The sequence below is a fragment of the Jiella sp. M17.18 genome, from assembly GCF_041027365.1.
GTDB lineage: Bacteria > Pseudomonadota > Alphaproteobacteria > Rhizobiales > Rhizobiaceae > VKMB-3413.
Genome location: NZ_JBFTEH010000001.1, coordinates 250047 through 271205 on the forward strand (window position 1 = coordinate 250047; position 21159 = coordinate 271205).

General features: G+C 67.1%; 22 protein-coding genes. 21 read left to right on the top strand and 1 reads right to left on the bottom strand.

Translation table 11 applies throughout. The features are described from left to right. The first annotated feature begins 87 nt into the window (after window positions 1-87). The 20 genes from fliN to AB5S17_RS01285 all read left to right on the top strand — a co-directional run bounded on the left by fliN (window position 88) and on the right by AB5S17_RS01285 (window position 18506). On the top strand, window positions 88-522 hold the full coding sequence (gene fliN, locus AB5S17_RS01190) for a flagellar motor switch protein FliN (protein WP_369235291.1): 435 nt from the start codon (window positions 88-90) through the stop codon (window positions 520-522). 6 nt (window positions 523-528) lie between these two features. Continuing rightward, window positions 529-1563: a FliG C-terminal domain-containing protein gene (locus tag AB5S17_RS01195; protein ID WP_369235293.1), complete on the top strand. Its 1035-nt coding sequence runs from the start codon at window positions 529-531 to the stop codon at window positions 1561-1563. An 86-nt stretch (window positions 1564-1649) separates the two neighbouring features. After that, window positions 1650-2738 (top strand): flagellar biosynthesis protein FlhB, encoded by a 1089-nt coding sequence (gene flhB / locus AB5S17_RS01200; RefSeq protein WP_369235295.1) that lies wholly within the window; start codon window positions 1650-1652, stop codon window positions 2736-2738. Between the two features lie 2 nt (window positions 2739-2740). Then, window positions 2741-3163: a hypothetical protein gene (locus AB5S17_RS01205; RefSeq protein ID WP_369235297.1), complete on the top strand. Its 423-nt coding sequence runs from the start codon at window positions 2741-2743 to the stop codon at window positions 3161-3163. A 298-nt stretch (window positions 3164-3461) separates the two neighbouring features. Then, a complete protein-coding gene (locus AB5S17_RS01210; RefSeq protein ID WP_369235299.1) occupies window positions 3462-3842 on the top strand; it encodes a flagellar basal body protein in 381 nt (126 codons plus the stop codon). Between the two features lie 4 nt (window positions 3843-3846). Continuing rightward, a complete protein-coding gene (gene flgC / locus AB5S17_RS01215; protein ID WP_369235301.1) occupies window positions 3847-4263 on the top strand; it encodes a flagellar basal body rod protein FlgC in 417 nt (138 codons plus the stop codon). Between the two features lie 2 nt (window positions 4264-4265). Beyond that, on the top strand, window positions 4266-4577 hold the full coding sequence (locus AB5S17_RS01220) for a flagellar hook-basal body complex protein FliE (RefSeq protein WP_369235303.1): 312 nt from the start codon (window positions 4266-4268) through the stop codon (window positions 4575-4577). Window positions 4578-4760: 183 nt separating this feature from the next. Next, entirely contained in the window at window positions 4761-5549 is a 789-nt protein-coding gene (gene flgG / locus AB5S17_RS01225; protein WP_369235305.1) for a flagellar basal-body rod protein FlgG, read from the top strand. 3 nt (window positions 5550-5552) lie between these two features. Next, window positions 5553-6029, top strand: coding sequence for a flagellar basal body P-ring formation chaperone FlgA (flgA, locus tag AB5S17_RS01230; RefSeq protein ID WP_369235307.1), 477 nt, complete (start codon window positions 5553-5555; stop codon window positions 6027-6029). Beyond that, window positions 6029-7213, top strand: coding sequence for a flagellar basal body P-ring protein FlgI (gene flgI, locus AB5S17_RS01235; RefSeq protein ID WP_369235309.1), 1185 nt, complete (start codon window positions 6029-6031; stop codon window positions 7211-7213). The genes flgA and flgI overlap by 1 nt, the downstream gene beginning before the upstream one ends. Then, on the top strand, window positions 7213-7806 hold the full coding sequence (locus AB5S17_RS01240; RefSeq protein ID WP_369235311.1) for a MotE family protein: 594 nt from the start codon (window positions 7213-7215) through the stop codon (window positions 7804-7806). Before flgI ends, AB5S17_RS01240 begins: the two co-directional genes overlap by 1 nt. Beyond that, window positions 7803-8507, top strand: a complete 705-nt coding sequence (gene flgH, locus AB5S17_RS01245) for a flagellar basal body L-ring protein FlgH (RefSeq protein WP_369235313.1) — start codon at window positions 7803-7805, stop codon at window positions 8505-8507. The genes AB5S17_RS01240 and flgH overlap by 4 nt, the downstream gene beginning before the upstream one ends. A gap of 325 nt (window positions 8508-8832) precedes the next feature. After that, window positions 8833-9387, top strand: coding sequence for a flagellar basal body-associated FliL family protein (locus AB5S17_RS01250; RefSeq protein ID WP_369235315.1), 555 nt, complete (start codon window positions 8833-8835; stop codon window positions 9385-9387). Then, complete coding sequence (fliP, locus tag AB5S17_RS01255) at window positions 9387-10160, top strand: flagellar type III secretion system pore protein FliP (RefSeq protein WP_369235317.1); 774 nt, start codon at window positions 9387-9389, stop codon at window positions 10158-10160. Before AB5S17_RS01250 ends, fliP begins: the two co-directional genes overlap by 1 nt. Before the next feature lie 142 nt (window positions 10161-10302). Next, the gene (locus AB5S17_RS01260; protein ID WP_369235319.1) at window positions 10303-11607 is read left to right on the top strand and encodes a flagellin; all 1305 of its coding nucleotides are present in this window, start codon (window positions 10303-10305) and stop codon (window positions 11605-11607) included. Between the two features lie 273 nt (window positions 11608-11880). Further along, the gene (locus AB5S17_RS01265) at window positions 11881-13152 is read left to right on the top strand and encodes a flagellin (RefSeq protein WP_369235321.1); all 1272 of its coding nucleotides are present in this window, start codon (window positions 11881-11883) and stop codon (window positions 13150-13152) included. A gap of 190 nt (window positions 13153-13342) precedes the next feature. Then, the gene (gene fliF, locus AB5S17_RS01270) at window positions 13343-15028 is read left to right on the top strand and encodes a flagellar basal-body MS-ring/collar protein FliF (protein WP_369235323.1); all 1686 of its coding nucleotides are present in this window, start codon (window positions 13343-13345) and stop codon (window positions 15026-15028) included. A gap of 3 nt (window positions 15029-15031) precedes the next feature. After that, window positions 15032-15880, top strand: coding sequence for a hypothetical protein (locus AB5S17_RS01275; RefSeq protein WP_369235325.1), 849 nt, complete (start codon window positions 15032-15034; stop codon window positions 15878-15880). Continuing rightward, window positions 15877-17112 carry a MotB family protein gene (locus tag AB5S17_RS01280; RefSeq protein ID WP_369235327.1) on the top strand — a complete coding sequence of 412 codons (1236 nt, stop codon included), beginning with the start codon at window positions 15877-15879 and terminating at the stop codon, window positions 17110-17112. Before AB5S17_RS01275 ends, AB5S17_RS01280 begins: the two co-directional genes overlap by 4 nt. After that, on the top strand, window positions 17109-18506 hold the full coding sequence (locus tag AB5S17_RS01285) for a hypothetical protein (RefSeq protein WP_369235329.1): 1398 nt from the start codon (window positions 17109-17111) through the stop codon (window positions 18504-18506). The genes AB5S17_RS01280 and AB5S17_RS01285 overlap by 4 nt, the downstream gene beginning before the upstream one ends. A gap of 280 nt (window positions 18507-18786) precedes the next feature. Here the strand turns inward: AB5S17_RS01285 and AB5S17_RS01290 are convergent, their stop codons facing one another. Next, window positions 18787-19203 carry a hypothetical protein gene (locus tag AB5S17_RS01290; protein ID WP_369235331.1) on the bottom strand — a complete coding sequence of 139 codons (417 nt, stop codon included), beginning with the start codon at window positions 19201-19203 and terminating at the stop codon, window positions 18787-18789. An 82-nt stretch (window positions 19204-19285) separates the two neighbouring features. Here AB5S17_RS01290 and AB5S17_RS01295 point away from each other — a divergent pair, with 82 nt between their 5' ends. Continuing rightward, the gene (locus tag AB5S17_RS01295) at window positions 19286-21139 is read left to right on the top strand and encodes a flagellar hook-length control protein FliK (RefSeq protein WP_369235333.1); all 1854 of its coding nucleotides are present in this window, start codon (window positions 19286-19288) and stop codon (window positions 21137-21139) included. Window positions 21140-21159 lie beyond the last annotated feature (20 nt).

Below are 21159 nucleotides of genomic sequence, written 5' to 3' on the forward strand. Positions count from 1 at the left end.
GAAGGGGGCGCGACGCGGCGGTGACAAGCCGGCGACGGAGCGCCGATCCGGTCGATGATCGACCGCAGTTTTGGGGATGACTTCCACATGAACGACCTGGACCTTGATCTGGACGAAACCGAGAACGAGGACGAGGAGGAGACCGGCTTCGGCGCGGCTCCCGGATTCTCCCTCGGCGGCGAGGACGAGGACGAGGAGGACGGGTCCGAGGTCGAGGAAGCCGAGGAGGCCGCCTCCGACCATGTGGACATCAACCTCGTCATGGATGTCCCGGTCACCATGCAGGTGGTGCTCGGCTCGACGACGATGACGGTCGCCAATCTTCTGAAGCTCGGGCGCGGCGCCGTGGTCAAGCTCGACACCAAGGTCGGCGATCCCGTCGACGTGGTGGTGAACGGCCGGGTGGTCGCGCGCGGCGAGATCGTGGTGATCGACAAGGAGGAGCAGCGCTTCGGCGTCACCCTGACCGAGATCGCCAAGCCGGGCTCGCGGCTGCAGTCGCGCCATCAGCGGGCCGCTTAAGACCTCATGTCTATCGTCGCCGCCTATCACGACGACGGCTCCGGCCTGCCGCAGAGCGGCAGCGCCCGGGCGGCGATCCTGCTCCTCGCCCTGGGGTCGTCGGGCGCCGCGCGTCTGCTGAAGCACCTCTCGCCGAGCGAGATCCGGATCCTGAAGGAGAGCGCGGCCGGCCTGCCGCCGATCGCGCCCGAGCAGATCGACGAACTCGTCGACGACTTCCACGAATCCTTCAAGAAGGGCCCTGGTCTCGACGGTCCGGCCCGGCAGATGTCCGAGCTCCTCCAGAGCGCGCTGACGCCGGAGGAGTACCGGTCGCTGTTTCCCCAGGCCGCGCTCGAGCGGGACTTGGAGAACGACAGCCAGATCGACGTCTGGGACGCGATCGGCCGGCTGGAAGGGCCGGCGATCGCCGCCAAGCTCACCGGGGAGCATCCCCATCTCGTGGCGATCGTCCTGTCCAAGGTCACGTCGGACATCGCCTCGGCCATCGTGCGCGAATTCCCGGCGGCGTACCGCAACGACGTGATGAGCCGCATCCTGACGCTGAAGCCGCTCGCCGAGGAGGTCCGCACCGTCTTCGAGGGGCATCTGCGCGGCAGCTTCCTCGCGAGCTCCGACGGCGGCGGCGAGAGCACCAGTCACGCCTTCCTCGCCGAGATCGTCAACCGGCTGGACAAGGAGCAGGGCGAGGCGCTCATCGAGACGCTGCGGGTCACCCGCCCGAGCGACGCCGAGGCCTTGCAGCGGCTGCTCTTCGCCTTCGACGATCTGCCGATCCTGCCGGTGAAGTCGCGTCTCACCCTGTTCGACGCGGTTCCCACGGACGTGACGATCCTGGCGCTTCGCGGCGCCTCCGACGCGGTCAAGGAATGCGTCCTCTCCGCGCTCGGCGCGCGCAACCGCCGCATGGTCGAGGCCGAACTCGGGCAGGAAGCGACGGTGCAGAAGAGCGAGATCGAGGGCGCCCGCCGCCGCATCGCCAACGACGCGCTGCGGCTCGCCGGCGAGGGCAAGATCACCTTGCGCGAAGGTGAAGAGTAGCCCGCTCGCGTAACGGCGAGGAAACCGTGTTTCGCGCCGCGTCTTCGCCTTCATCGGATATCAACGGCTGCAAGGACTAATCGCCATTGGCCGAGAGCGAGGACAAGTCCTCAAAGACTGAGGAGCCGACGGAGAAGAAGCTGAGCGACACGATCGAGAAGGGCAACCTTCCGGTCTCGCGCGAGGCTCCCATCCTGGCATCGTTGCTTGCGACGATGGCGTTCCTCTCCTTCCAGCTTCATGACGGCGCGTCCCGCCTGCTTCTCAGCCTCAAGGCCACGATGGAGAACCCGCTCCAGTGGCAGCTGGAGACGAGCGCCGATGCAACCCATGTCCTCAGTATGTTCGCCGTGGAAACCGCGCGCTTCATCATGCCGGCCGTGGGCTTCCTGCTGGTCGGCGGGATCCTCGCGTCGGTCCTGCAGAATCCGCCGCAGATCAACGTCGAACGGATCCGTCCGAAATTCTCGAACATCTCCATCTCGTCCGGTGCCAGCCGCATGTTCGGCATGCGCGGCGTAACGGAGTTCGGCAAGGCGATGTTCAAGTTCATCACCATCGGCGTCGTCGTCGGCACCATCCTCGTCGGGGGATTCCCCGAGATGATGAAGATGATGCAGGCCGATCCCGTCCTGGTGCCGGAGATGATCCTGCGCATGGCGATGAAGCTGTTGTCGTGGGTCTCGATCGCCACCATCGTGCTCGTCGCGGCCGATCTCGCGATGAGCCGCCTGCACTGGCGCCGCGACCTGATGATGTCGAAGCAGGAGATCAAGGACGAGGCGAAGAACATGGAGGGCGACCCCATGGTCAAGGCGCGCCAGCGCCAGATCGCCCGACAGCGCCTGCGCAAGCGCATGATGGCCTCGGTGCCGAAGGCCACGCTGGTGATCGCCAATCCGACGCATTACGCGATCGCGCTGCGCTACGTGCGCGAGGAAGGCGGCGCGCCGGTGGTCGTCGCCAAGGGCACCGACCTCCTGGCCCTGAAGATTCGCGAAATCGCCGAAGCCAATGACGTGCCCGTGATCGAGGACAAGCTACTAGCAAGGTCTATGTACGATCATGTCGAAATCGATCAGATGATTCCGCCGCAGTTCTTTAAAGCCGTCGCCGAAATCATTTATTATCTGCACACCCGGACGGGTTCCAAGGTCGGAGTCGCCACGGCGTAATCATGCTCGAGATCAAGAAGCGGACGACGATGGCGCGCGAGCGGGTGCTCGCGGACGGGATCAAGGAGGTCGCGGCGGAGCTGCGGCTGGTGGAGGTTGTCGACTATGTCGCCTTCCTCCGGCTCGAACGCTTCGGCAATCTCGCCGACATCGTGACGTCGTCGGCCGAGCTTTACTTCAAGCCCGGCGTCCTGCGCTTCGCCAACAGCGGCGACATCCAGCTGACCTGGGGAACCGTGCCGATCGTGATCCTCGGCCTGGAGTTCCGGCATGCCGGCTTCGACATCCGGTTCCGGCTGGAGCTGGGCGCCTCGATCGCCGCAGTCGACATCACCTACATGACCTTCGACGGACCGGAGGTCTCGCCCGAGCTCGCGACGGAAGACCTGCGGCGGGCCGTCGCGGACGCGCATCTGTCGGCCTGAGCCGACGACGAGCCTGAGCCGACGCCGGCGTCGATGCTGTTCCGGCGCCGCTCGGATCGCCGGCCTATCCCCGCCCGACGCCAACCGGCGTCCGCCGCGATACTGCCGGCGCGTTTTCCCGCGAGCCTGTTCCCTCCCGTCATCCCGGAAGCATCGGCGCGCCGCCAAGGCCGCGGCGCCGATGCCGCTTTGCTTGCGCCGCCCTTGCGGCCTACGCCTCCGAGCTGTCCACTGAACCAGTTTCGGACAAGCGCATCGTCCTAGAGCTTGAACAGCAGAAAGGAGATGCGTTTCCGCCATGGATCAGACTTATCTTTTCGGCCTCGCATCCCGGCGCGCGTCCTGGCTCAGCAATCGTCAGGCTGTCGTCGCCCAGAACGTGGCGAACATCGACACCCCCGGCTACACGACCAAGGACATCGCTCCTTTCGACGACGTCATGCAGGCGACGGCGACGCGGCTGTCCGGCACCAATTCGATGCACCTCGCGTCGATCGCCATGGACGACGGCGGCGCGGCGATATCCGACACCAATGCCTGGGACGTCGAGAGCACCAAGAAGCCGGTCGTGATGGAGCAGGAGATGCTCAAGGCCGGCCAGATCTCGCGCGACTACTCGCTGGATACCTCGGTGATCAAGGCGTTCAACCGCATGCTTCTGATGACCGTCAAGAGCTGACGCCATGATCGACCCAATCCTCGCCTCCCTGAAAATCGCCTCGAGCGGCATCACCGCGGAATCGACGCGGCTGAAGGTCGTCTCGGAGAACATCGCCAACGCCAATACGACGGGCTTGACCCCCGGCAGCGACCCGTACCGGCGCAAGACGATCACCTTCCAGAGCGAGATGGACCGCCTGACCGGCGCCGATCTCGTGAAGGTCGGCCAGATCGGCACCGACAAGACGCCCTTCGTCGTCGAGCACGACCCGGGCAATCCGGCGGCGAACGCCGACGGCTACGTGAAGATGCCGAACGTGCAGATGCTGGTCGAGATGGCCGACATGCGCGACGCCAACCGCTCGTACGAAGCCAATGTGCAGGTCGTGAAGCAGGCCCGCGAACTCATCAACATGACCATTGATCTCCTGAGGAGCTGACCATGATCCCTGCGATCGGTTCATCCCTTCCCAAGCTCGACGTCGCCCCCCTGAGCGGTGGCCCGACGATGCCGAGCGTTGCCGGCCCTTCGACCCACACCGACTTCGGCGCCATGCTGTCGCAGATGGCGACCGAGGCTGTGAACACCATCAAGACGGGCGAGGCGACCTCGATCAAGGGAATCAACGGCGAAGCCTCGACGCAGTCCGTGGTCGAGGCCGTCATGTCGGCCGAACGCACGCTGCAGACGGCTGTGGCGATCCGCGACAAGGCCGTCTCCGCCTATCTCGAACTCTCGCGCATGGCGATCTGAGCCGGTCGCAGGCCGCTCGGAATCTCCGGCCTGCGCCACGCCTCGACGAGGCGAGCCCTGTCCGGTCTTCGGCGACGGCTTTTCCGACAATGCCGTCCGCGCCTGGTGCGGGCAGCCCATCCGGCCGGACGAACGCGGCCCCATTCGACCGTTGCCGGCCGATTTCCTTGAAGGAGCTTTTCCATGCGAGCGCTAGCAATCGCGGCGACTGGGATGAACGCCCAGCAGACCAATGTCGAGGTGATCGCGAACAACATCGCGAACATCAACACGACCGGCTTCAAGCGGGCGCGCGCCGAGTTCACCGATCTGCTCTATCAGGTCGAGCGGATGCAGGGCGTGCCCAATCGCGGCGGCGACAACGTCGTTCCGGAAGGCGCTCAGCTCGGCCTCGGCGTCCGGCTTGCCGCGATCCGCAACTTGCACATCCAGGGCACGCTGAACCAGACCGGCAACAAGCTGGACATGGCGATCAACGGCGGCGGCTGGTTCCAGGTGACGGGCCCGGGCGGCGAGACACTGTATACCCGCGACGGCGCCTTCAACACCAACGACAAGGGCCAGCTCGTCACGCTTGACGGCTATCAGGTCGAACCCGCGATGACCGTGCCGACCAACGCCACGGACGTGACGGTCAACGACACCGGCCAGGTCTTCGCGACGATCCAGGGCCAGACGGCGCCGCAGCTGCTCGGTCAGCTGACGCTCGCGACCTTCCCCAACGAGGCGGGCCTCGCCGCGCAGGGCGGCAACCTGTTCCGCCAGACGACCGCCTCCGGAACCCCGGTCGCCGGCGTCCCCGGCGATCCCGGCTTCGGCTCGATCCAGCAGGGCTATCTGGAAGATTCCAACGTCGATCCGGTGAAGGAAATTTCGGAGCTGATTTCGGCGCAGCGCGCCTATGAGATGAACTCCAAAGTGATCTCCGCCGCCGACGACATGATGAGCACCGTCTCCAAGGGGCTGCGGTAAGTCATGCGCGCGCTTTCGATCGTCCCGGCAGCCTGGCTCTGCGGCATCGCAGCGACGGCGGCGCTCGGCCTCGTCCGGCCGGCCGCGGCGGCCGAGATGAACATGCCGGTGCCCGTCACCGTCGTCTATCCCGGCCAGAGCATCACCGATCACGGGCTGGAGTCGAAGGCGTTCATCGTCAAGGACGACAAGATCGACCTGTTCGTCACCTCGGAGAAGATGCTGGACGGGATGGTCGCCAAGCGCACGCTGCTGCCGGGCGAGGCGATCCGCCTCACCGATCTGAAGCAGCCCGATCTCGTGCGCGCGGGGGCGCGGGTGACGCTCCGCTATTCCGAAGGCGGCCTCGTCATCACCACCGTCGGCACGGCCCTGCGCTCGGCCCAGGAGGGCGAGACCGTTCGGGTCCGCAACGACGACAGCGGGATCATCGTCTCGGGCGTCGTCGACCCCGACGGCACGGTGAAGGTCCAGAGCTGATGCTGCGCGTCTTCACATTCTGCCTGGCCGTCGCGGTTGCGGTCGCGCCGGTCCGCGCGGCCGATCTGCCGCAAATGGCCAGCGTCGGGGCGCCGATCGAACCGTTCCACCCGGTGCGCGGCAATCCGCAGGATGCCGCCGGCACGGTCCGGATCAAGGACATCACCACCGTCGACGGCGTCCGCCCGAACCAGCTCGTCGGCTACGGCCTGGTGATCGGCCTGCAGGGCACCGGCGATTCCATGCGCAATTCGCCTTTCACCCAGCAGTCGCTGCAGTCGATGCTCGACCGCATGGGCGTCAACATCCGCGACCAGAACCCGCGCGGCAAGAACGTTGCCGCCGTGACGGTGACGGCGGAGCTCCCACCCTTCGTCGGGACCGGCTCGCGGGTCGACGTCACGGTCTCCTCGCTCGGCGATGCGACGTCGCTGATGGGCGGCACGCTTGTGATGACGCCGCTCTACGGGGCCGACGGCGAGATCTATGCCGTGGCGCAGGGGTCGGTGGCCGTGTCCGGCTTCACCTCGCAGGGCACCAGCGAGACGCTGACGCAGGGCGTGCCGACGTCGGGACGGGTGCCGAACGGCGCGCTGGTCGAGCGCGAGGTGCCGGGCCGGTTCAACGACGACGGTCATCTCGCGATCGAGCTGATGAACCCGGACTTCAAGACCGCGATCCGCGTCGTCGACATCATCAACGACTATGCCGTCAAGCGCTGGGGCGTTGCCGTCGCGCAGGAGGAGGATCTGCGCACGGTCCATCTCCGACGCCCGGCGAAGGTCTCCTCCACGCGGTTCATCGCCGAGATCGGCGATCTGAGGATCACGCCCGACCAGCCCGCCAAGGTGGTCATCGACGAGAAGACCGGCACCGTCGTCATCGGCAAGAACGTGCAGATTTCAACCGTCGCCCTGACCCATGGAAGCCTGTCGGTCCGGGTGAGCGAGGCGCCCTCTGTCTCGCAGCCGGCTCCGCTGTCGGACGGGCAGACGGTGATCACCTCCGACACCATCGTCCAGGCCCAGCAGGACGGCGGCAACTTCGCCTTCGTCGGCGGCGCCGATCTCGAAACGGTGGTCCGGGGACTGAACCGCATCGGCCTGAAGCCGACCGGGATCATCGCGATCCTGCAGGCGATCAAGTCGGCCGGGGCTCTACAGGCTGAACTGGTGGTGCAATGATGACCAAACAGCTCTTCTGCGCGAAGAAGATCGCCATGCTCATGATCGCCGCGTCGGCGCTCGGCGCCTCGGTCGGCGAAGTCGGCGCCTCGGGCGCGCAGCCGCCGGCGGCGCCACCGGTCACCACCTCGCAGGGCATCCGCATCCTCGACGAGAACGGCAACGTCGCGACCGCGCCGAAGCCGACCACCGAGGTCGAGAAATACTGCCTGAACATCGCCGACAAGGCGCAGGATGCACGCTACGCCCTGCAGCAGGACAAGCTGAAGCAGCTCGAGGGCGCGGTGTCGAAGCAGATCGACGCGCTCGAGGCCAAGCGCAAGGAATACCAGGACTGGCTGGCGGAGCGGAAGAAGTTCCTCGACAGCGCCTCCACCATCGTCGTCGACATCTACGCCAAGATGAAAGCCGACGCCGCGGCAGCCCAGCTTGCCCAGCTCGGCACCGATTCCGCAGCCGCGGTCATCATCCGCCTGAAGGCGCGGCAGGCAAGCGACATTCTCAGCCAGATGCAGCCGGAAGTCGCGGCCGCGATCACCAAGCGCATCGTCGACAAGACGTCGAGCGGCGGTGAAACGGGGAAACCGTCTTGAGAGCCATCTGCATTTTGGCCCTTGCGGGCCTGGCCGGCTGTTCGACGTCCGGACGCGACGCCATGCGCGAGCCCTCGCTCTCGCCGGTGGGAACGGGCCTCTATCAATACCCCGCTGTCAACGTGCAGCCGGCGTCCTTTCCGGCGCAGGCGCCGCGTGCGCCACATTCGCTGTGGACCGACGATCGCGCCGATTTCTATCAGGATCCGCGCGCGCTGAACGTCGGCGACATCGTGACGGTGCTGATCAAGATCCGCGATCAGGCGTCGCTCGACAACAACAGCCAGCGCTCGCGCGAGTCCGGCATCGGCGCGACCCTCGGCCTCAGCGGCGCGTTCGGCAGCTGGGCCGTGCCGGCCGTCGACGCGACGCTCTCCGCCAAGGACAAGTCCGACATGACCGGCAAGGGCACGGTCAACCGCAAGGAGGACATCGATCTCTCCGTCGCGGCAGTGGTCACCCAGAAGATGCCGAACGGCAATCTTTTCATCAGCGGACAGCAGGAAGTTCGCGTCAATTTCGAGGTGCGGGTCCTGTCGATCGCCGGCATCATTCGGCCGCGCGACATCCTGCCGGACAACACCATCAACTACGACAAGATCGCCGAGGCCCGGATCTCCTACGGCGGCCGCGGACGCCTGACGGATGTCCAGCAGCCGGGTTGGGGACAGCAGGTCTACGACGCCGTCGCACCCTACTGACGCTCCGGCGACGCGCCGGGGGTCTGCCGGTCCCGGCGTTCGTGGGAGAATCCGGATCGGGACGCCGCCGTTCGCGACGGGGCGTCTCCTGCAGTGCGGTTGCCGACGGTCTCGGAACGGCGGCTTCGCGGGGGCTCGCAGAGCGGTGCGCGTCGAAAAAGTTCCGCGCGCCGATCGCCGGTCTCGCGACGGCCGGCACGGGCTGCGGGCGCCCAAGGCTCCCGCGCAAGTTCCGCGATAGGCTGGAACGCTATCGCTCGGTCGCCGGCTGAGCCGCGGCCATGAGGGCCCCGCCGCCGGTGCATGAGCGGAAAGGGTTTCTCGAATGTCCGAGATCAGCCTGCCGATGCCGGACGACGGCACCAAGAAGCGTGGCGGCCTCGTTCCGACGATCGTCGCCGTCGTTCTTCTGACGCTGATCGCCGGCGGCGGCGGGGCGCTCGTTGGAAAGCTGTTGGCCGCCGCGCCACCGCCACCGGCCGCCGCTGCGCCGGCCGCCGCCGCTCCGGCTGCCCCGGGAGCCAAGCCGACCGAGGTGACGCCGACCGACGGTGCCGGGGACCTCGCCGCGGCCGAGAAGAGCAAGCTCCCGCTCAAGCTGATTCCGCTGCAGCCGGTTCTGACCAACCTCTATTCGCCGCCCAACGTCTGGCTGCGGATCGAGGCATCGATCGTCGTCCAGGACGACGGCAAGGTCGACGCGAACGTTCTGGCGGCCGAGATCGAGTCCGACACCACGGCGTTCCTGCGCTCGGTGCAGCTCGCGCAGATCGAAGGTTCGCGTGGTCTCCTGCATCTCAGGGACGACCTGCGCGAACGGGCCAAACTCCGCTCGCCCCAAGTGGTCGACTATCTCATCCGCACGATGGTGGCCGAGTGATGAAGCGGCTCCTGATCGTCGTCGTTCTCCTGCTTCTCGCCCATCCGGCGCTGGCGCAGACTTCGACAAGCGTCAAGACGCTGGCCGACCTCATCCCCTCCGGCGACGCCTCGGTCTCCGGGCGCATCGTCCAGCTCTTCGGCATCGTCACCGTGCTGTCGGTGGCGCCGGGTCTCCTGGTGATGGTGACGTCCTTCACCCGTATCGTCATCGCGCTGTCCATCCTGCGCACCGGCCTCGGGCTGCAGACGACGCCGGCCAATCTGATCCTGATTTCGCTGGCCCTGTTCATGACCTTCTTCGTCATGGCGCCGACTTTCGACAAGGCCTGGAACGACGGTCTGCAGCCGCTTTTGAACAACCAGATCACCGAGCAGGAGGCGTTCTACCGGATCACCGACCCGTTCAAGGACTTCATGCTGAGCCAGGTGCGCCCGGCCGATCTGTCGCTGTTCAGCGATCTCGCTTCGGCGGAGAGTCACGACCGGGTCGAGCCGCCGGCGCAGGGCGATGCGAACGATCCGCAGAACGTCGACCTGCGGGTGCTGATTCCGGCCTTCATGATCTCCGAACTACGGCGCGGATTCGAGATCGGCTTCCTCATCGTGCTGCCCTTTCTCGTCATCGACATGATCGTGGCGACGTTAACCATGTCGATGGGCATGATGATGCTGCCGCCGACGATCATCTCGCTGCCCTTCAAGATCCTGTTCTTCGTCCTAATCGACGGGTGGAACATGCTTGTCGGCTCTCTGGTGCGCTCGTTTTTCTAGCCGCCGGAGGCCCTCGGCGAGACCGGATTTACCGTCGATTAACGTTAATGCCGTAAACGTCCATCTCGTGCTGCCGAGCATGAAGCAGAGGTCCTTTGGAAAGCGCGTCCATGAGGGGCGACGATCGTGAGTGGGTTCTAAGATGACGAGTATCATCACCAACGTCGCTGCAATGACGGCACTGCAGACCCTGCAGGCCACCAACAAAATGATGGACGAGAACCAGAACCGGATCTCGACCGGCTACCGGGTCGCCGACGCCAGAGACAACGCAGCCTACTGGTCGATCGCCACCACGATGCGCTCCGACAACGGTGCGATGTCGGCGGTGAAGGACTCGCTCGGCATCGGCGCCGCCACCGTCGACACTGCCTATACGGCGCTCAATTCTGCCAAGGACGTCCTCAACCAGATCAAGGACAAGCTGACCACCGCCACGCAGGACGGCGTCGACCGCACCAAGGTGCAGGACGAGATCACGCAGCTTCAGGAGCAGCTGAAGTCGATCGCCAACTCCGCCTCGTTCTCTGGCCAGAACTGGCTCTCGATCGACTCGAACGCCACAGGCTACGACGCCAACAAGCAGGTCGTCGCCAACTTCTCGCGCGACACTTCGGGCGCTCTGACCATCGGAACGATCACTGTCGACACCTCGAAGGTGGCGCTGTTCGATTCCAGCCCGACCGGCGGCTCGGCAATCCTCAACGGCGGCCAGGGCGGCAATACCAACCTCGGCGTGGTGGCGAACGGCAGCGCCTCGACGACGACGAACGGCTCGTTCGGCACGCTCGCGCTGACGGCGTTCGCCACAGCCTCCACGATCGTCACGCTCGATTCGAACGACAGCATCAGTTTCGAAATCTCCGTCAACGGCGGAGACGCCAAGGCGGTGACCATCAACAAGTCTGTCGTCGACACGGCCCTCGGCACGACCGACGGCAAGATCGACAGCCAGGCACACTGGATCGCTGTCCTCAACGGCGCGCTCGCGGCCGCCGGCGTCGGAGCGCAGGCCGTCGCCAACGGCGCTAACGGCATCGACATCAAGAGCAATTCGGCCAGCGACGGAACCACCGCGTCGTCCGTCAAAATCTCCAGTTCGGCCGCCGACCAGGGCACCAGCGTCGACAAGATAGACATCTCAAAGGCCGGGACCACCTCGGACGACATCAAGAAGTACCTGCTAGTGGTGGACGATGCGATTTCCAAGGTGACGGCGGGGGCCTCGACGCTTGGCGCCCTCCAGAACCGCATCGACAGCCAGAAGACCTTCGTCTCCAACCTGATGGACACGATCGACAAGGGCATAGGCACCTTGGTCGACGCCGACATGACGGAAGAGTCGACCAAGCTGAAGGCGCTGCAGACGCAGCAGCAGCTCGGCGTCCAGGCGCTGTCGATCGCGAACGCCTCCAGCCAGGCGATCCTCAAGCTCTTCCAGGGCTGACAACCAACTTCCAGCGCAGTCGGGGAGGGCCGTTCCGCAAGGGGCGGCCCTCTTGCTATTGGGGCCTTAGTTTTACCGGCGATTTACCGTAACTTCTTTCCAACCGGAACCGGTCGAATTGTTTAAGACCTCGGAAGGGGGTTGCCGCCAATTATCGGGGCATAGCGAAGTGGCCGAACGGGAACTCCTCGCCACAGGCATGATGCCGATTTGCTATCCCGGCCGATCCGGACTGTCCCATCCCTGATTTGTATTTCGTACGGGACGATCAGTATGAGCAGCTTGATGACCAACACTGCGGCGATGACGGCGCTGCAGACCCTCCAGGCGACCAACAACTCGCTGGAGGACACCCAGAACCGCATCTCCACCGGCTACCGCGTCGCCGACGCGAAAGACAACGCGGCCTATTGGTCCATCGCCACCACGATGCGCTCCGACAACGGCGCGATGTCGGCGGTGAAGGACTCCCTCGGCATCGGCGCCGCCACCGTCGACACCGCCTATACCGGCCTGAACTCGGCCAAGGACGTCCTCAACCAGATCAAGGACAAGCTGACCACCGCCACCCAGGACGGCGTCGACCGCACCAAGGTGCAGGACGAGATCGGCCAGCTGCAGCAGCAGCTGAAGTCGATCGCCAACTCGGCCTCCTTCTCCGGCCAGAACTGGCTGTCGATCAACTCGGGCGCCTCGGGATACACTGCCGACAAGACGATGGTTGCGAACTTCGCACGTGACCAGTCCGGGACGCTGTCGCTCGGCTCGATCACCGTCGATACCTCGAAGATCGCGCTGTATGACAGCAGCTCGTCGAGCAAGGCGATCCTGAACGGCGGCGCCGGTGGCATCAGCAGCGCCCTCGGCCTGACGGCCGGCACCAAGTCCGTTGGCGCCAGCGGTACCGCGGCCACGATCGCTCTCGGAACGCTCGGCGCGACGTCCGTCACGCTGGATCTGAACGACTCGCTCTCCTTCGATCTGAACCTCAACGGCACGACCAAGACCGTCACCATCGACCAGGCCACCGTCAACGCGGCCCTGGGCGAAACCAACGGCAAGATCTCCGGCACGACCGGCTTCAAGACGGTGTTGAACCACGCCCTCGAGTCGGCCGGCTTCGACAGCACCAAGGTCACCGCGGCGACCGGCGGCATCCACACGGTCGGCGGTGCGACCGGCGACACGCTGTCGATCAGCAACGTCGCCTTCTCGAACGACTCGGTCGACAGCCTCGACATTTCCGGGTCGGGTGTGACCGCTTCGAAGATCAAGCTGTACATCAAGACGGTCGACGACGCGATCAGCAAGGTGACGGCGGGGGCCTCGACGATCGGTGCCATTCAGAACCGCATCGACATGCAGACGACCTTCGTCGGCAATCTGATGGACACGATCGACAAGGGCGTCGGCACGCTGGTGGATGCCGACATGACGCAGGAATCGACCAAGCTGAAGGCGCTGCAGACGCAGCAGCAGCTCGGCGTCCAGGCGCTCTCGATCGCCAACTCCTCCTCGCAGAGCCTGCTCTCGCTGTTCCGCTGATCCGGATCGGCCTGAACTGAGTGCGACCGGGTCCGGCCTCTGGCCGGGCCCGGTTTTTTCATGCGGCGAGCGCCCACGCTTGCCGGCTCCAACTGTTGTTAACCATTCATTAACCGGGGTCTCGCGCAAGCTTTGGCCGGCATGGTCCCAGCGTCGAAACGTGCTCAGTACGAAGACGCGGGGAATACGCATGGCGTTGGCAATTGGCGGACAGGCACAACAGGTTCTCACCAACCTGCAGTCGCTCGGACCGCGCAAGCTGGCTGGTCTCGGGATCGTCGGCCTTCTGATCATCGCGCTCGTCGGCCTGGGAAGCTATTTCCTGTCGCGGCCGCAGATGGACACGCTGTATTCCGGTCTCGACCGCACGGACGTGACGCGAATCGGCGCTGCGCTGACCGAGGCCGGCATCCCCTTCGACGTGAACGCCAAGGGCGATGCGATCCTGACGCCGTTCTCGCAGACGGCGCCGGCCCGCATGCTGCTCGCCGAGAAGGGCCTGCCGCAGTCGCAGAACGCCGGCTACGAACTCTTCGACAATATCGGCTCGATCGGGCTGACCTCGTTCATGCAGCAGATCACCAAGGTCCGCGCGCTCGAGGGGGAACTGGCCCGGACCATCCAGACGCTGAAGAACGTGCGCGCCGCTCGCGTCCATATCGTGCTCGGCGACGACGGCTCCTATCGCCGTGAGCGGCAGAAGCCGTCGGCGAGCGTGGTGATCCGCACCGACAGCACCGGCGACTTCACTGCGGCTCAGTCGATCCGCTACCTCGTCGCCGCCGCGATCCCGTCGATGACGCCGGACGAGGTGACCATCCTCAACACCGACGGCACGCTGCTCGCCGCCGGCGACGACTCCGCCAATGCGGGGCCCGACAAGCTCTTCGGCATCGAGCGGATCGTCTCCAAGAGCGTCGAGGACTCGATCCGGCGCACGCTCGCGCCCTATCTCGGCGTCGGCAACTTCCAGACCAGTGTCGTCGCGCGGCTCAACACCGACAAGAAGCAGACGAACGAAAAGATCTTCGATCCGGACGGCCGCGTCGAGCGTTCGGTGCGCACGATCCGCGAGACCGGCCAGAGCCAGAATTCCTCGACCCAGGCCGCCGTCGGCGTGACGCAGGACATCCGCCCTGCCAATCAGACGACGCCGTCCAGCGGCGACACCTCCAAGCAGGCCAACGACCGGCGCGAGGACCTGACGAACTACGAGATCAACGAGAAGACGATCTCGACCACCAGCGAAGGCTATTCCGTCGATCGCCTGTCGATCGCCGTCGTCCTCAATCGCCAGCGGATCAAGGAGTCGCTCGGCAAGAACGCGAGCGACGCCGACGTCGAGAAGCGGATCGGCGAGATCCAGGCGCTGGTCGCCTCCGCCGCCGGCCTGAACGAGAAGCGCGGCGACCAGCTGAAGGTGACCGCTGTCGACTTCATGGCCAGCGACACCGCTCTGGAGCCGGTTCCGGGCCCGGGCCTCGGCGAGATGTTCATGCGCCAGTCCGGCACGCTGATCAACGCGCTCACGCTCCTCGCCGTCGCCGTCCTCTTGATCTGGTTCGGCCTGAAGCCGGCGATCCGGGCGATCGCCGCGACCTCCCCGGCGGCCGAAGAGGGTGGCCTCGCCGCCCTCGGCCTCGGCGACGACGGGATGCCGGGCGGACTGGAACTCCCGGGCGGCTTCGACTTCGGCGCGGCTCAAGGTTCCGACGGTACATCCGAGCTCGGCGGCGTGCAGCCGGCGTTCCTCACGCAGTTCGACGATCCGCCGAAGGAGACGGCGCAACAGCGTCTCGAGCATCTTCTGGACCTCGACGAGGCCCAGGCCGCCAACGTCCTGAAGCAGTGGATCCACCAGAAAGAGGCGGCCTAGTCCATGATCCCTCTCGCCCAATATCTCACCGAGTTCGAGGACAAGCAGAAGGCGCCGTTCCAGGGCTCCCAGCGGCCGCCGAAGGCGAAGAAGGCCCGGCCGGCGCCGTTCGAGCATCTCACCCTCGTCGCCGACCGCGAGACCCCGCGCGAGGATGCGCCGAACCTGCGCAGCGCCTCGGCCATTCCGCAGATGGCGGTCGACGGCGAGGCCCTGGCCTTCGATTCATCCGACCTGTCCGGCGACGGCACCCTCGATCTCTCGCCCGAGGACGGCGACGGCGGCTTCGGAGCCCTGACCGAGGAGGATCTCGATGCGGCCCGCGAAGCCGGCCGCGAAGAGGGACGCGAGGAGGGCCGTGAGGCCGCTCTGGCGGAAGGCGCCGAAGAAACTCGGCGCGCCGTCGCCGAGGCCGTCGCGGCCGAGCGTGCGCGCGCCGCAAAGGAGCAGGCCGAAGCGATCGAGGCGGCGCGGGCCGAATGGCTGGCCGGCGACGGCGAGCGGCTCGGGCGCACGGTGGCGGACCGGCTGGACCGGATCGAGTCGGCCGTCCGCATCTCATTTGCCAGCGTGCTGAAGCCTCTCGCGCTCGACGCCCGCAAGCGGCAGACCATGCTGGAGTTGGCCGGCGCGGTCGGCAGCCTCGCCCTCGACGGCGAGGCCCTGTCCCTGCATGCGACCGGTCCGAGCGACCTCGTCGAGGCGTTCAAGACGGCGCTCGAGGGCCGCAGCGCCTTCGTCACCTTCGAGGTCGACGAGGCGGCTTGCGACGTGCGCATCACCTGCGACCAGACGACGCTGGAGACGCGGCTCGCCGGCTGGCGCACCGCCCTGGAAGAGGCGCTTTCGTGAGCGGACCATCCGAAGCGGGTCACCTGGAGCACCAGGAGATCATCATCGTCAGACGCGGCCACGACGACCACGACGACCATCACGGTGGCGTCTGGAAGATCGCGTTCGCCGACTTCATGACCGCGATGATGGCCTTCTTCCTGGTCATGTGGCTGACCAATGCGTCCGACACGGCCACCCGCAAGCAGGTCGCGCAGTACTTCAACCCGATCAAGCTCAGCGACCCGTCGCCTGCGACGCGCGGCCTCAAGCGGAAGGACGACGGCGCCGACCGCAAGGCCACGACCAACGGCGAGAGCGTCGCCGCGACGAACGGCGACCCGCACGGGAAGCCGCTGGCCGGCGACCAGAAGGGCGGCGAGGAGAAGGCGCTGTTCCGCGATCCGTATGCCGTGCTCGCCGAGATCGCCGCGCAGAGCACCTCGACCGGCAATGACGGAAGCAACGGCAAGCCCAACGGGTCGGGCCTTCCGGGCCTCAACGGCGGCGACGCCTATCGCGACCCGTTCGACCCGACCTCCTGGCAGCTGACGCCGAACCTCACCGAAAGCGGCGGCCGGCTGAAGGATCTGCCGCCGATCGAATTCCGCACCGCGGTCATACCGCCCGAAGATCCGATGACCGATCCGAAGGGCACGGATGTCGGAGCCGGGCCGAACGAGACGACGGCGCCCAAGGATGGCCCGAAGGCCGACAAGGCGGCCGTGCCCGCCGGGAAGGGCGGCAACACCACCAAGGACGGCAAGGGTGACAAGGAAGGCGCCGGCAAGAGCGACGCGGAGAAGCTGAAGGCGGCCATCGACGCGAAGCTCGCCGACATGGGCAAGAACGTGCCCTCGCAGGTCGAGGTCAAGGCCGGCGACGGCGGCGTGACGATCTCGCTTTCGGACGAGATCAGCACCGGGATGTTCGACATCGGCTCGGCTCGCCCGACGCCTGCCGCCGTCGAGATGATGGACAAGATCGCGACGGTGCTCGCCACCCGCAAGGGCGACATCACCATCCGCGGCTATACCGACGCGCGTCCGTTCAAGAGCCAGGACTACGACAACTGGCGCCTGTCCACCGCGCGCGCCCACATGGCCTATTACATGCTCGGGCGCGGCGGCCTGGACCTCGGCCGCGTCAAGGCGATCGAGGGCTTTGCCGACCGCAAGCTCAAGGACCCGGCCCATCCCGAGGCGGCGGTGAACCGGCGCATCGAGATCCTGTTGACCGAGCCGACAAAATGACAGGACGCCGTCGCCGCCGTTCCGGCCTGATCCTCGCGCTGCTCGCGTCCGGCGCGCTCGCCCCGTCGCTCGCGCGCGCGGACGGTCAGCCTCCGGTGGCGGCTGACGCGGTCGCCCGGCAGGTCCGGCAGGCGGGCGAGGACGCGCAGCGTGGTGCCGTCGCCGAACCCGCCGGATCGCCATCCGGCCACGACGCACAGACATCTGGTCCCGACACCGGGGCGGAGGCCGCGGCTGCGCCGGAAGATGGCGCGGCCGGCACAGATGCGGCGGCGCACGGCACTGCGGCGACGGAGACGCGCCCGCCGCAGCCCTACGAGGTGATCCGCTCCCTGCAGTTCCTGCAGGACGAGATCGCCCAGGGCAACGCCAAGGCCATCCCGGTGCAGGCCCAGCTGCTGCGCTATTACGGGCCGACCTTCCTGCGTCAGCCGCTCGACGTCTGGAAGGACCCGCGCAACCTGCGGGCTCTGGCTCTCTACGCGCTCAGCGGCGGACCGCCGGACGTTCTGCGCGAGCTGATCGCCAAGCTTCAGCCGAAGGGGGACGACGAACTGCTGCTGGATGGCTCCCTGGCCTATGTCGAGAACCAGGTCGACAAGGCGATGAAGAAGCTGTCCGCGCTCGACCTCACCTTCGCCGAGCCGGATCTTGCCGGGCAGCTGAACCTCGCGCTCGCCCAGGTCGAGCAGCTGCGGGCGCCGGAGGATGCGCTGAAGCGGCTGGAGCAGGTGATGCTCGTCGCGCCGGGAACGCTGCTCGAGGAGGCGGCGCTGCGCATGGGCGTTCTCCTGGCGGAGCAGAACGGCGACCACGCCAAGGCGGACCGCTACGCCCGCCAGTATTTCGACCGGTACGGCAACTCGGTCTATGCCGGCAACTTCCGGGCGCGCTTCTCCGCAGTCTATGCCGAGCGCCCGGCCGGCACGGAACAGGATACGATGGACACGGTCGCGGACTGCGTCGCCAAGCTGCCGACCAGCCAGCAGATCACGATCTACCTGGCCGTCGGTCGGCGTGCCCTCGTGGCCGGCAATCTGACGCTTGCCGGGATCGCATCGAACAAGGCGCTCGCAATCCAGGACGGACCGAAGAAGGATCGCGAGCGCGCGCTCCTGTATCTTGCGGCTGCAACGCTGACGCATCGCGACAAGTCGGCGATCCAGACGGACCTCGAGGCGATCAACCCCGATGATCTCCACCCGGCCGACCGCAAGCTGTTTGCGGCGACGTCCGACGTCCTGAACCAGATCACCAAGCCGCTGATGATTTCGGCGGCACTGGAGGAAAGCGTGGCGCAGGAGCCGCCGCCGGTTCCCGATTCGGCGGTACTCGCACGCGGCGAGGAGCTCCTGAAGGCCGTCCGCGGCGATTTGGCGAAGACCAGCCAATGAGGCTTCCGCCGCGATTGGACGCCGAGGCGGCGACCGCTTCCCTCAGCCGCCCGGCGCCCCGCCAGCCGGGCGCGTCGAAGTCGGGCGGCGACGGCTTTTCCGACCTGCTGCGGCGGGCGGCGAAGCAGGACGAGGCTGCGCGGCTCCCACAGGGTGGCGAAAGGCGGGGTCGCGGAGGAGCCAGCGCTCCCGCTGCGAGCAGTATATCGCCAGTTCTGGCCGATCGGGCAGAACGTTCCGATGTGGTTGTCGCACCCTCAGCCATGAAAACGATGCTGCCTCACGGGATCGAACGGCAGAACGACAGACAAGGCGAAGGACCATCGAAACCCGCGGATGCGGACAGCCGCACGATGGCCTCGTCGCGTAACGAACCGGCTGCGCCGCGCAGATCCGGTTCGCAATTCAGTTCGTACGGAGCGGCGTCAGCCTTTCCGAGCATGACCGGCAGCGAGAGCGATGTGTCGTCGCTGCCGCAGGAGAGTGATGGCGTGAACCCGCAGAGAACAGTGTCAGCAGCCGACATCCAGGACTGGCCCTTGCGGTCCAGGCGGCAGATCGATCGCGGCCCCAAGACCAATGGGCACGACGGTGGCTTCCAGGCGCTGATCGCGCAGTCGGCCGGCGAGGCTTCCGAAGCCACCACGCGGACACCATCCAGCTCGTCGGCGGCGGAGACGAGGACGGATCCGTCCAAGCCGGCGGGCAAGCATGCTTCGAATGACGAGGCGGCGGCGCATGAGGATACGGCGGCGCCGGTCGACCGGATGCGCGCGTCGATGAGCGCGCTGGCAAGCCTTCTGGCGGATGTCGGAGAGCGGCTGCACGACGGCGGCCGGATCGACGAGCGGCAGCGGGCAGGCGCGGAGGACGGCAAAAACGTTCCCGCTGATGCGACTTCGCAGCAGGCGCCGGACGCACACGGCGACGATGGCAGGCCGCATCGGACGACCGCCTCGGCGGCGACGGCGATGGGGATGACGGGCCGGATATCGAAAGGGACAGTCGAACCGGGATCGGGACCGGCGTCCGCGGTGTCTTCCAAGGCGGACTATGCGACGATCGCCGACGCGCAGCCGGACGCGGATGCCGTTCAGCTGGCGCTCCTGTCCGGAGCGGCCGCTGCGGTGCAGCCGCAGCCCGCCTTCGCCGGGGTCCAGGGTGTCAACGCAACGGCGCCCGCGGCGACATCGCAGGACGATCACCTTTCCAAGGGAATGGCCGACACCGCGTCACCGGGCAAGGCGGACGGCGTCTCCGCTGCGATCGATCACGCAGGATCCGCCGGCCCGCATGACGGCAGCTCGATGCCGGCTTTTCCCGCCGTCGGCAGAGGCGCCGCGGAGGCGACCATCGGCAGTCTTGCGACGGGCGCGGCCGCTGCATCCAGCGTGTCGCGCTTCGTGCGCGGGATCGGGGGCGACGCCGGGCCGCAGAGCGCGATTGCGGCCCGTGCCGACTTCGTCAGCATGCGCACCGACTTCGAGCCGGCGGGACGACGCGTGACGCGTCCCGATGCCGCTTCGGCCGAAACCGCACGCGCCACCGTCTCGCGCAGCCCGGGGCAGGGGCCGGCGAATGCACTTGCGGGCCAGCTCGCCGGCGCCGGCAACGCCGACCATGGCGGACGGCAGCCAGCGCCGATCCCGAACGTCGGCGGAACGCCCTCTTCGCAGAAGGGGGCAACCCTGCCGCAGCCAATGGGCGCGAACGGTGCGATATCCGGGGCGCAGACCCTGACGCCGTCGCACGTCCCGTCGGCCCGGCGCGGATCGGCTTCCGCTGTGCGCGGTTCGGATGCCGACCGTTCTGCGTCCCAGTCGGCCGGGACCGGGCAGGTCGTGACGAGCGTGCCCTCGGCGGCGATGGCCATGGCCGCCGTTCCGACTTCCGACCGCGATCCTGGCAGCCGCTCGGCGGAACGAAGGGCGGCCGCGGACGACCTGCAGGTGGCGGACGACCCGAAGACGGACGCGCTCGGCAACGACGCCGATGTCCGGACGGACAATCGCGCGGCAGTGCTCGGCGGATCCAGCGCCGCGACGCTCGCGGCGGCCGGATCGCCGACGCGCCAGGTCGCGAGCGCCGTGACGCAGGTGCTCCCGCATCTCGTTCCGCCGGGCAGCGCCCAGGCCGCGGCCGAGGATCGCACGCGGCTGCGGGCGGGCGGCGCGGCGCTGAAGACGATCCAGATCCAGCTGCAGCCGGAGCAGTTCGGCAAGGTGGACGTGACGATGCGGCTGGTCGAGGGGCATCTCCAGGTGCATCTCGAAGCGAGCGAGCCGGACACCGTCCTAAAGCTGAAGGACGACACCGAGGGCCTGAAGAAGCTGCTCGGCAAGGCAGGGTTCTCGCTCGACGACGCCGCGATCAGCATCGGGATCCGCGACCCGAATGCAGCCCGGCAGAATTCGGCGGCTCCCATGCCGCAGCCGAACGGGGGCGCCGGCGGCGGAGCCCAGCGCAACGACGCCGGCGCTTCGGCCGGCCAGAACTGGTCCGCCCAGAGCGGCCAGGGCGGATCGCGCGGCGGTGACGGCCGGCGCGCGCCGGCCGGCGGCGGAGCGGTTTCGCCGGAGCGGGTCGAGCCGAGCCGCCGGCGCTCGGATCTCGATCCGTCGGTCTATGTCTGATGCGCTTTGCGGGGGGCGGG

Excerpts from the sequence above, each read along its gene's own strand:
- fliN (WP_369235291.1), top strand. The coding sequence starts at position 88 with ATGAACGACCTGGACCTTGATCTGGACGAAACCGAGAACGAGGACGAG.
- AB5S17_RS01195 (WP_369235293.1), top strand. The coding sequence starts at position 529 with ATGTCTATCGTCGCCGCCTATCACGACGACGGCTCCGGCCTGCCGCAG.
- AB5S17_RS01205 (WP_369235297.1), top strand. The coding sequence starts at position 2,741 with ATGCTCGAGATCAAGAAGCGGACGACGATGGCGCGCGAGCGGGTGCTC.
- AB5S17_RS01210 (WP_369235299.1), top strand. The coding sequence starts at position 3,462 with ATGGATCAGACTTATCTTTTCGGCCTCGCATCCCGGCGCGCGTCCTGG.
- flgC (WP_369235301.1), top strand. The coding sequence starts at position 3,847 with ATGATCGACCCAATCCTCGCCTCCCTGAAAATCGCCTCGAGCGGCATC.
- AB5S17_RS01220 (WP_369235303.1), top strand. The coding sequence starts at position 4,266 with ATGATCCCTGCGATCGGTTCATCCCTTCCCAAGCTCGACGTCGCCCCC.
- flgG (WP_369235305.1), top strand. The coding sequence starts at position 4,761 with ATGCGAGCGCTAGCAATCGCGGCGACTGGGATGAACGCCCAGCAGACC.
- flgA (WP_369235307.1), top strand. The coding sequence starts at position 5,553 with ATGCGCGCGCTTTCGATCGTCCCGGCAGCCTGGCTCTGCGGCATCGCA.
- flgI (WP_369235309.1), top strand. The coding sequence starts at position 6,029 with ATGCTGCGCGTCTTCACATTCTGCCTGGCCGTCGCGGTTGCGGTCGCG.
- AB5S17_RS01240 (WP_369235311.1), top strand. The coding sequence starts at position 7,213 with ATGACCAAACAGCTCTTCTGCGCGAAGAAGATCGCCATGCTCATGATC.
- AB5S17_RS01250 (WP_369235315.1), top strand. The coding sequence starts at position 8,833 with ATGTCCGAGATCAGCCTGCCGATGCCGGACGACGGCACCAAGAAGCGT.
- fliP (WP_369235317.1), top strand. The coding sequence starts at position 9,387 with ATGAAGCGGCTCCTGATCGTCGTCGTTCTCCTGCTTCTCGCCCATCCG.
- AB5S17_RS01260 (WP_369235319.1), top strand. The coding sequence starts at position 10,303 with ATGACGAGTATCATCACCAACGTCGCTGCAATGACGGCACTGCAGACC.
- AB5S17_RS01265 (WP_369235321.1), top strand. The coding sequence starts at position 11,881 with ATGAGCAGCTTGATGACCAACACTGCGGCGATGACGGCGCTGCAGACC.
- fliF (WP_369235323.1), top strand. The coding sequence starts at position 13,343 with ATGGCGTTGGCAATTGGCGGACAGGCACAACAGGTTCTCACCAACCTG.
- AB5S17_RS01275 (WP_369235325.1), top strand. The coding sequence starts at position 15,032 with ATGATCCCTCTCGCCCAATATCTCACCGAGTTCGAGGACAAGCAGAAG.
- AB5S17_RS01285 (WP_369235329.1), top strand. The coding sequence starts at position 17,109 with ATGACAGGACGCCGTCGCCGCCGTTCCGGCCTGATCCTCGCGCTGCTC.
- AB5S17_RS01295 (WP_369235333.1), top strand. The coding sequence starts at position 19,286 with ATGAGCGCGCTGGCAAGCCTTCTGGCGGATGTCGGAGAGCGGCTGCAC.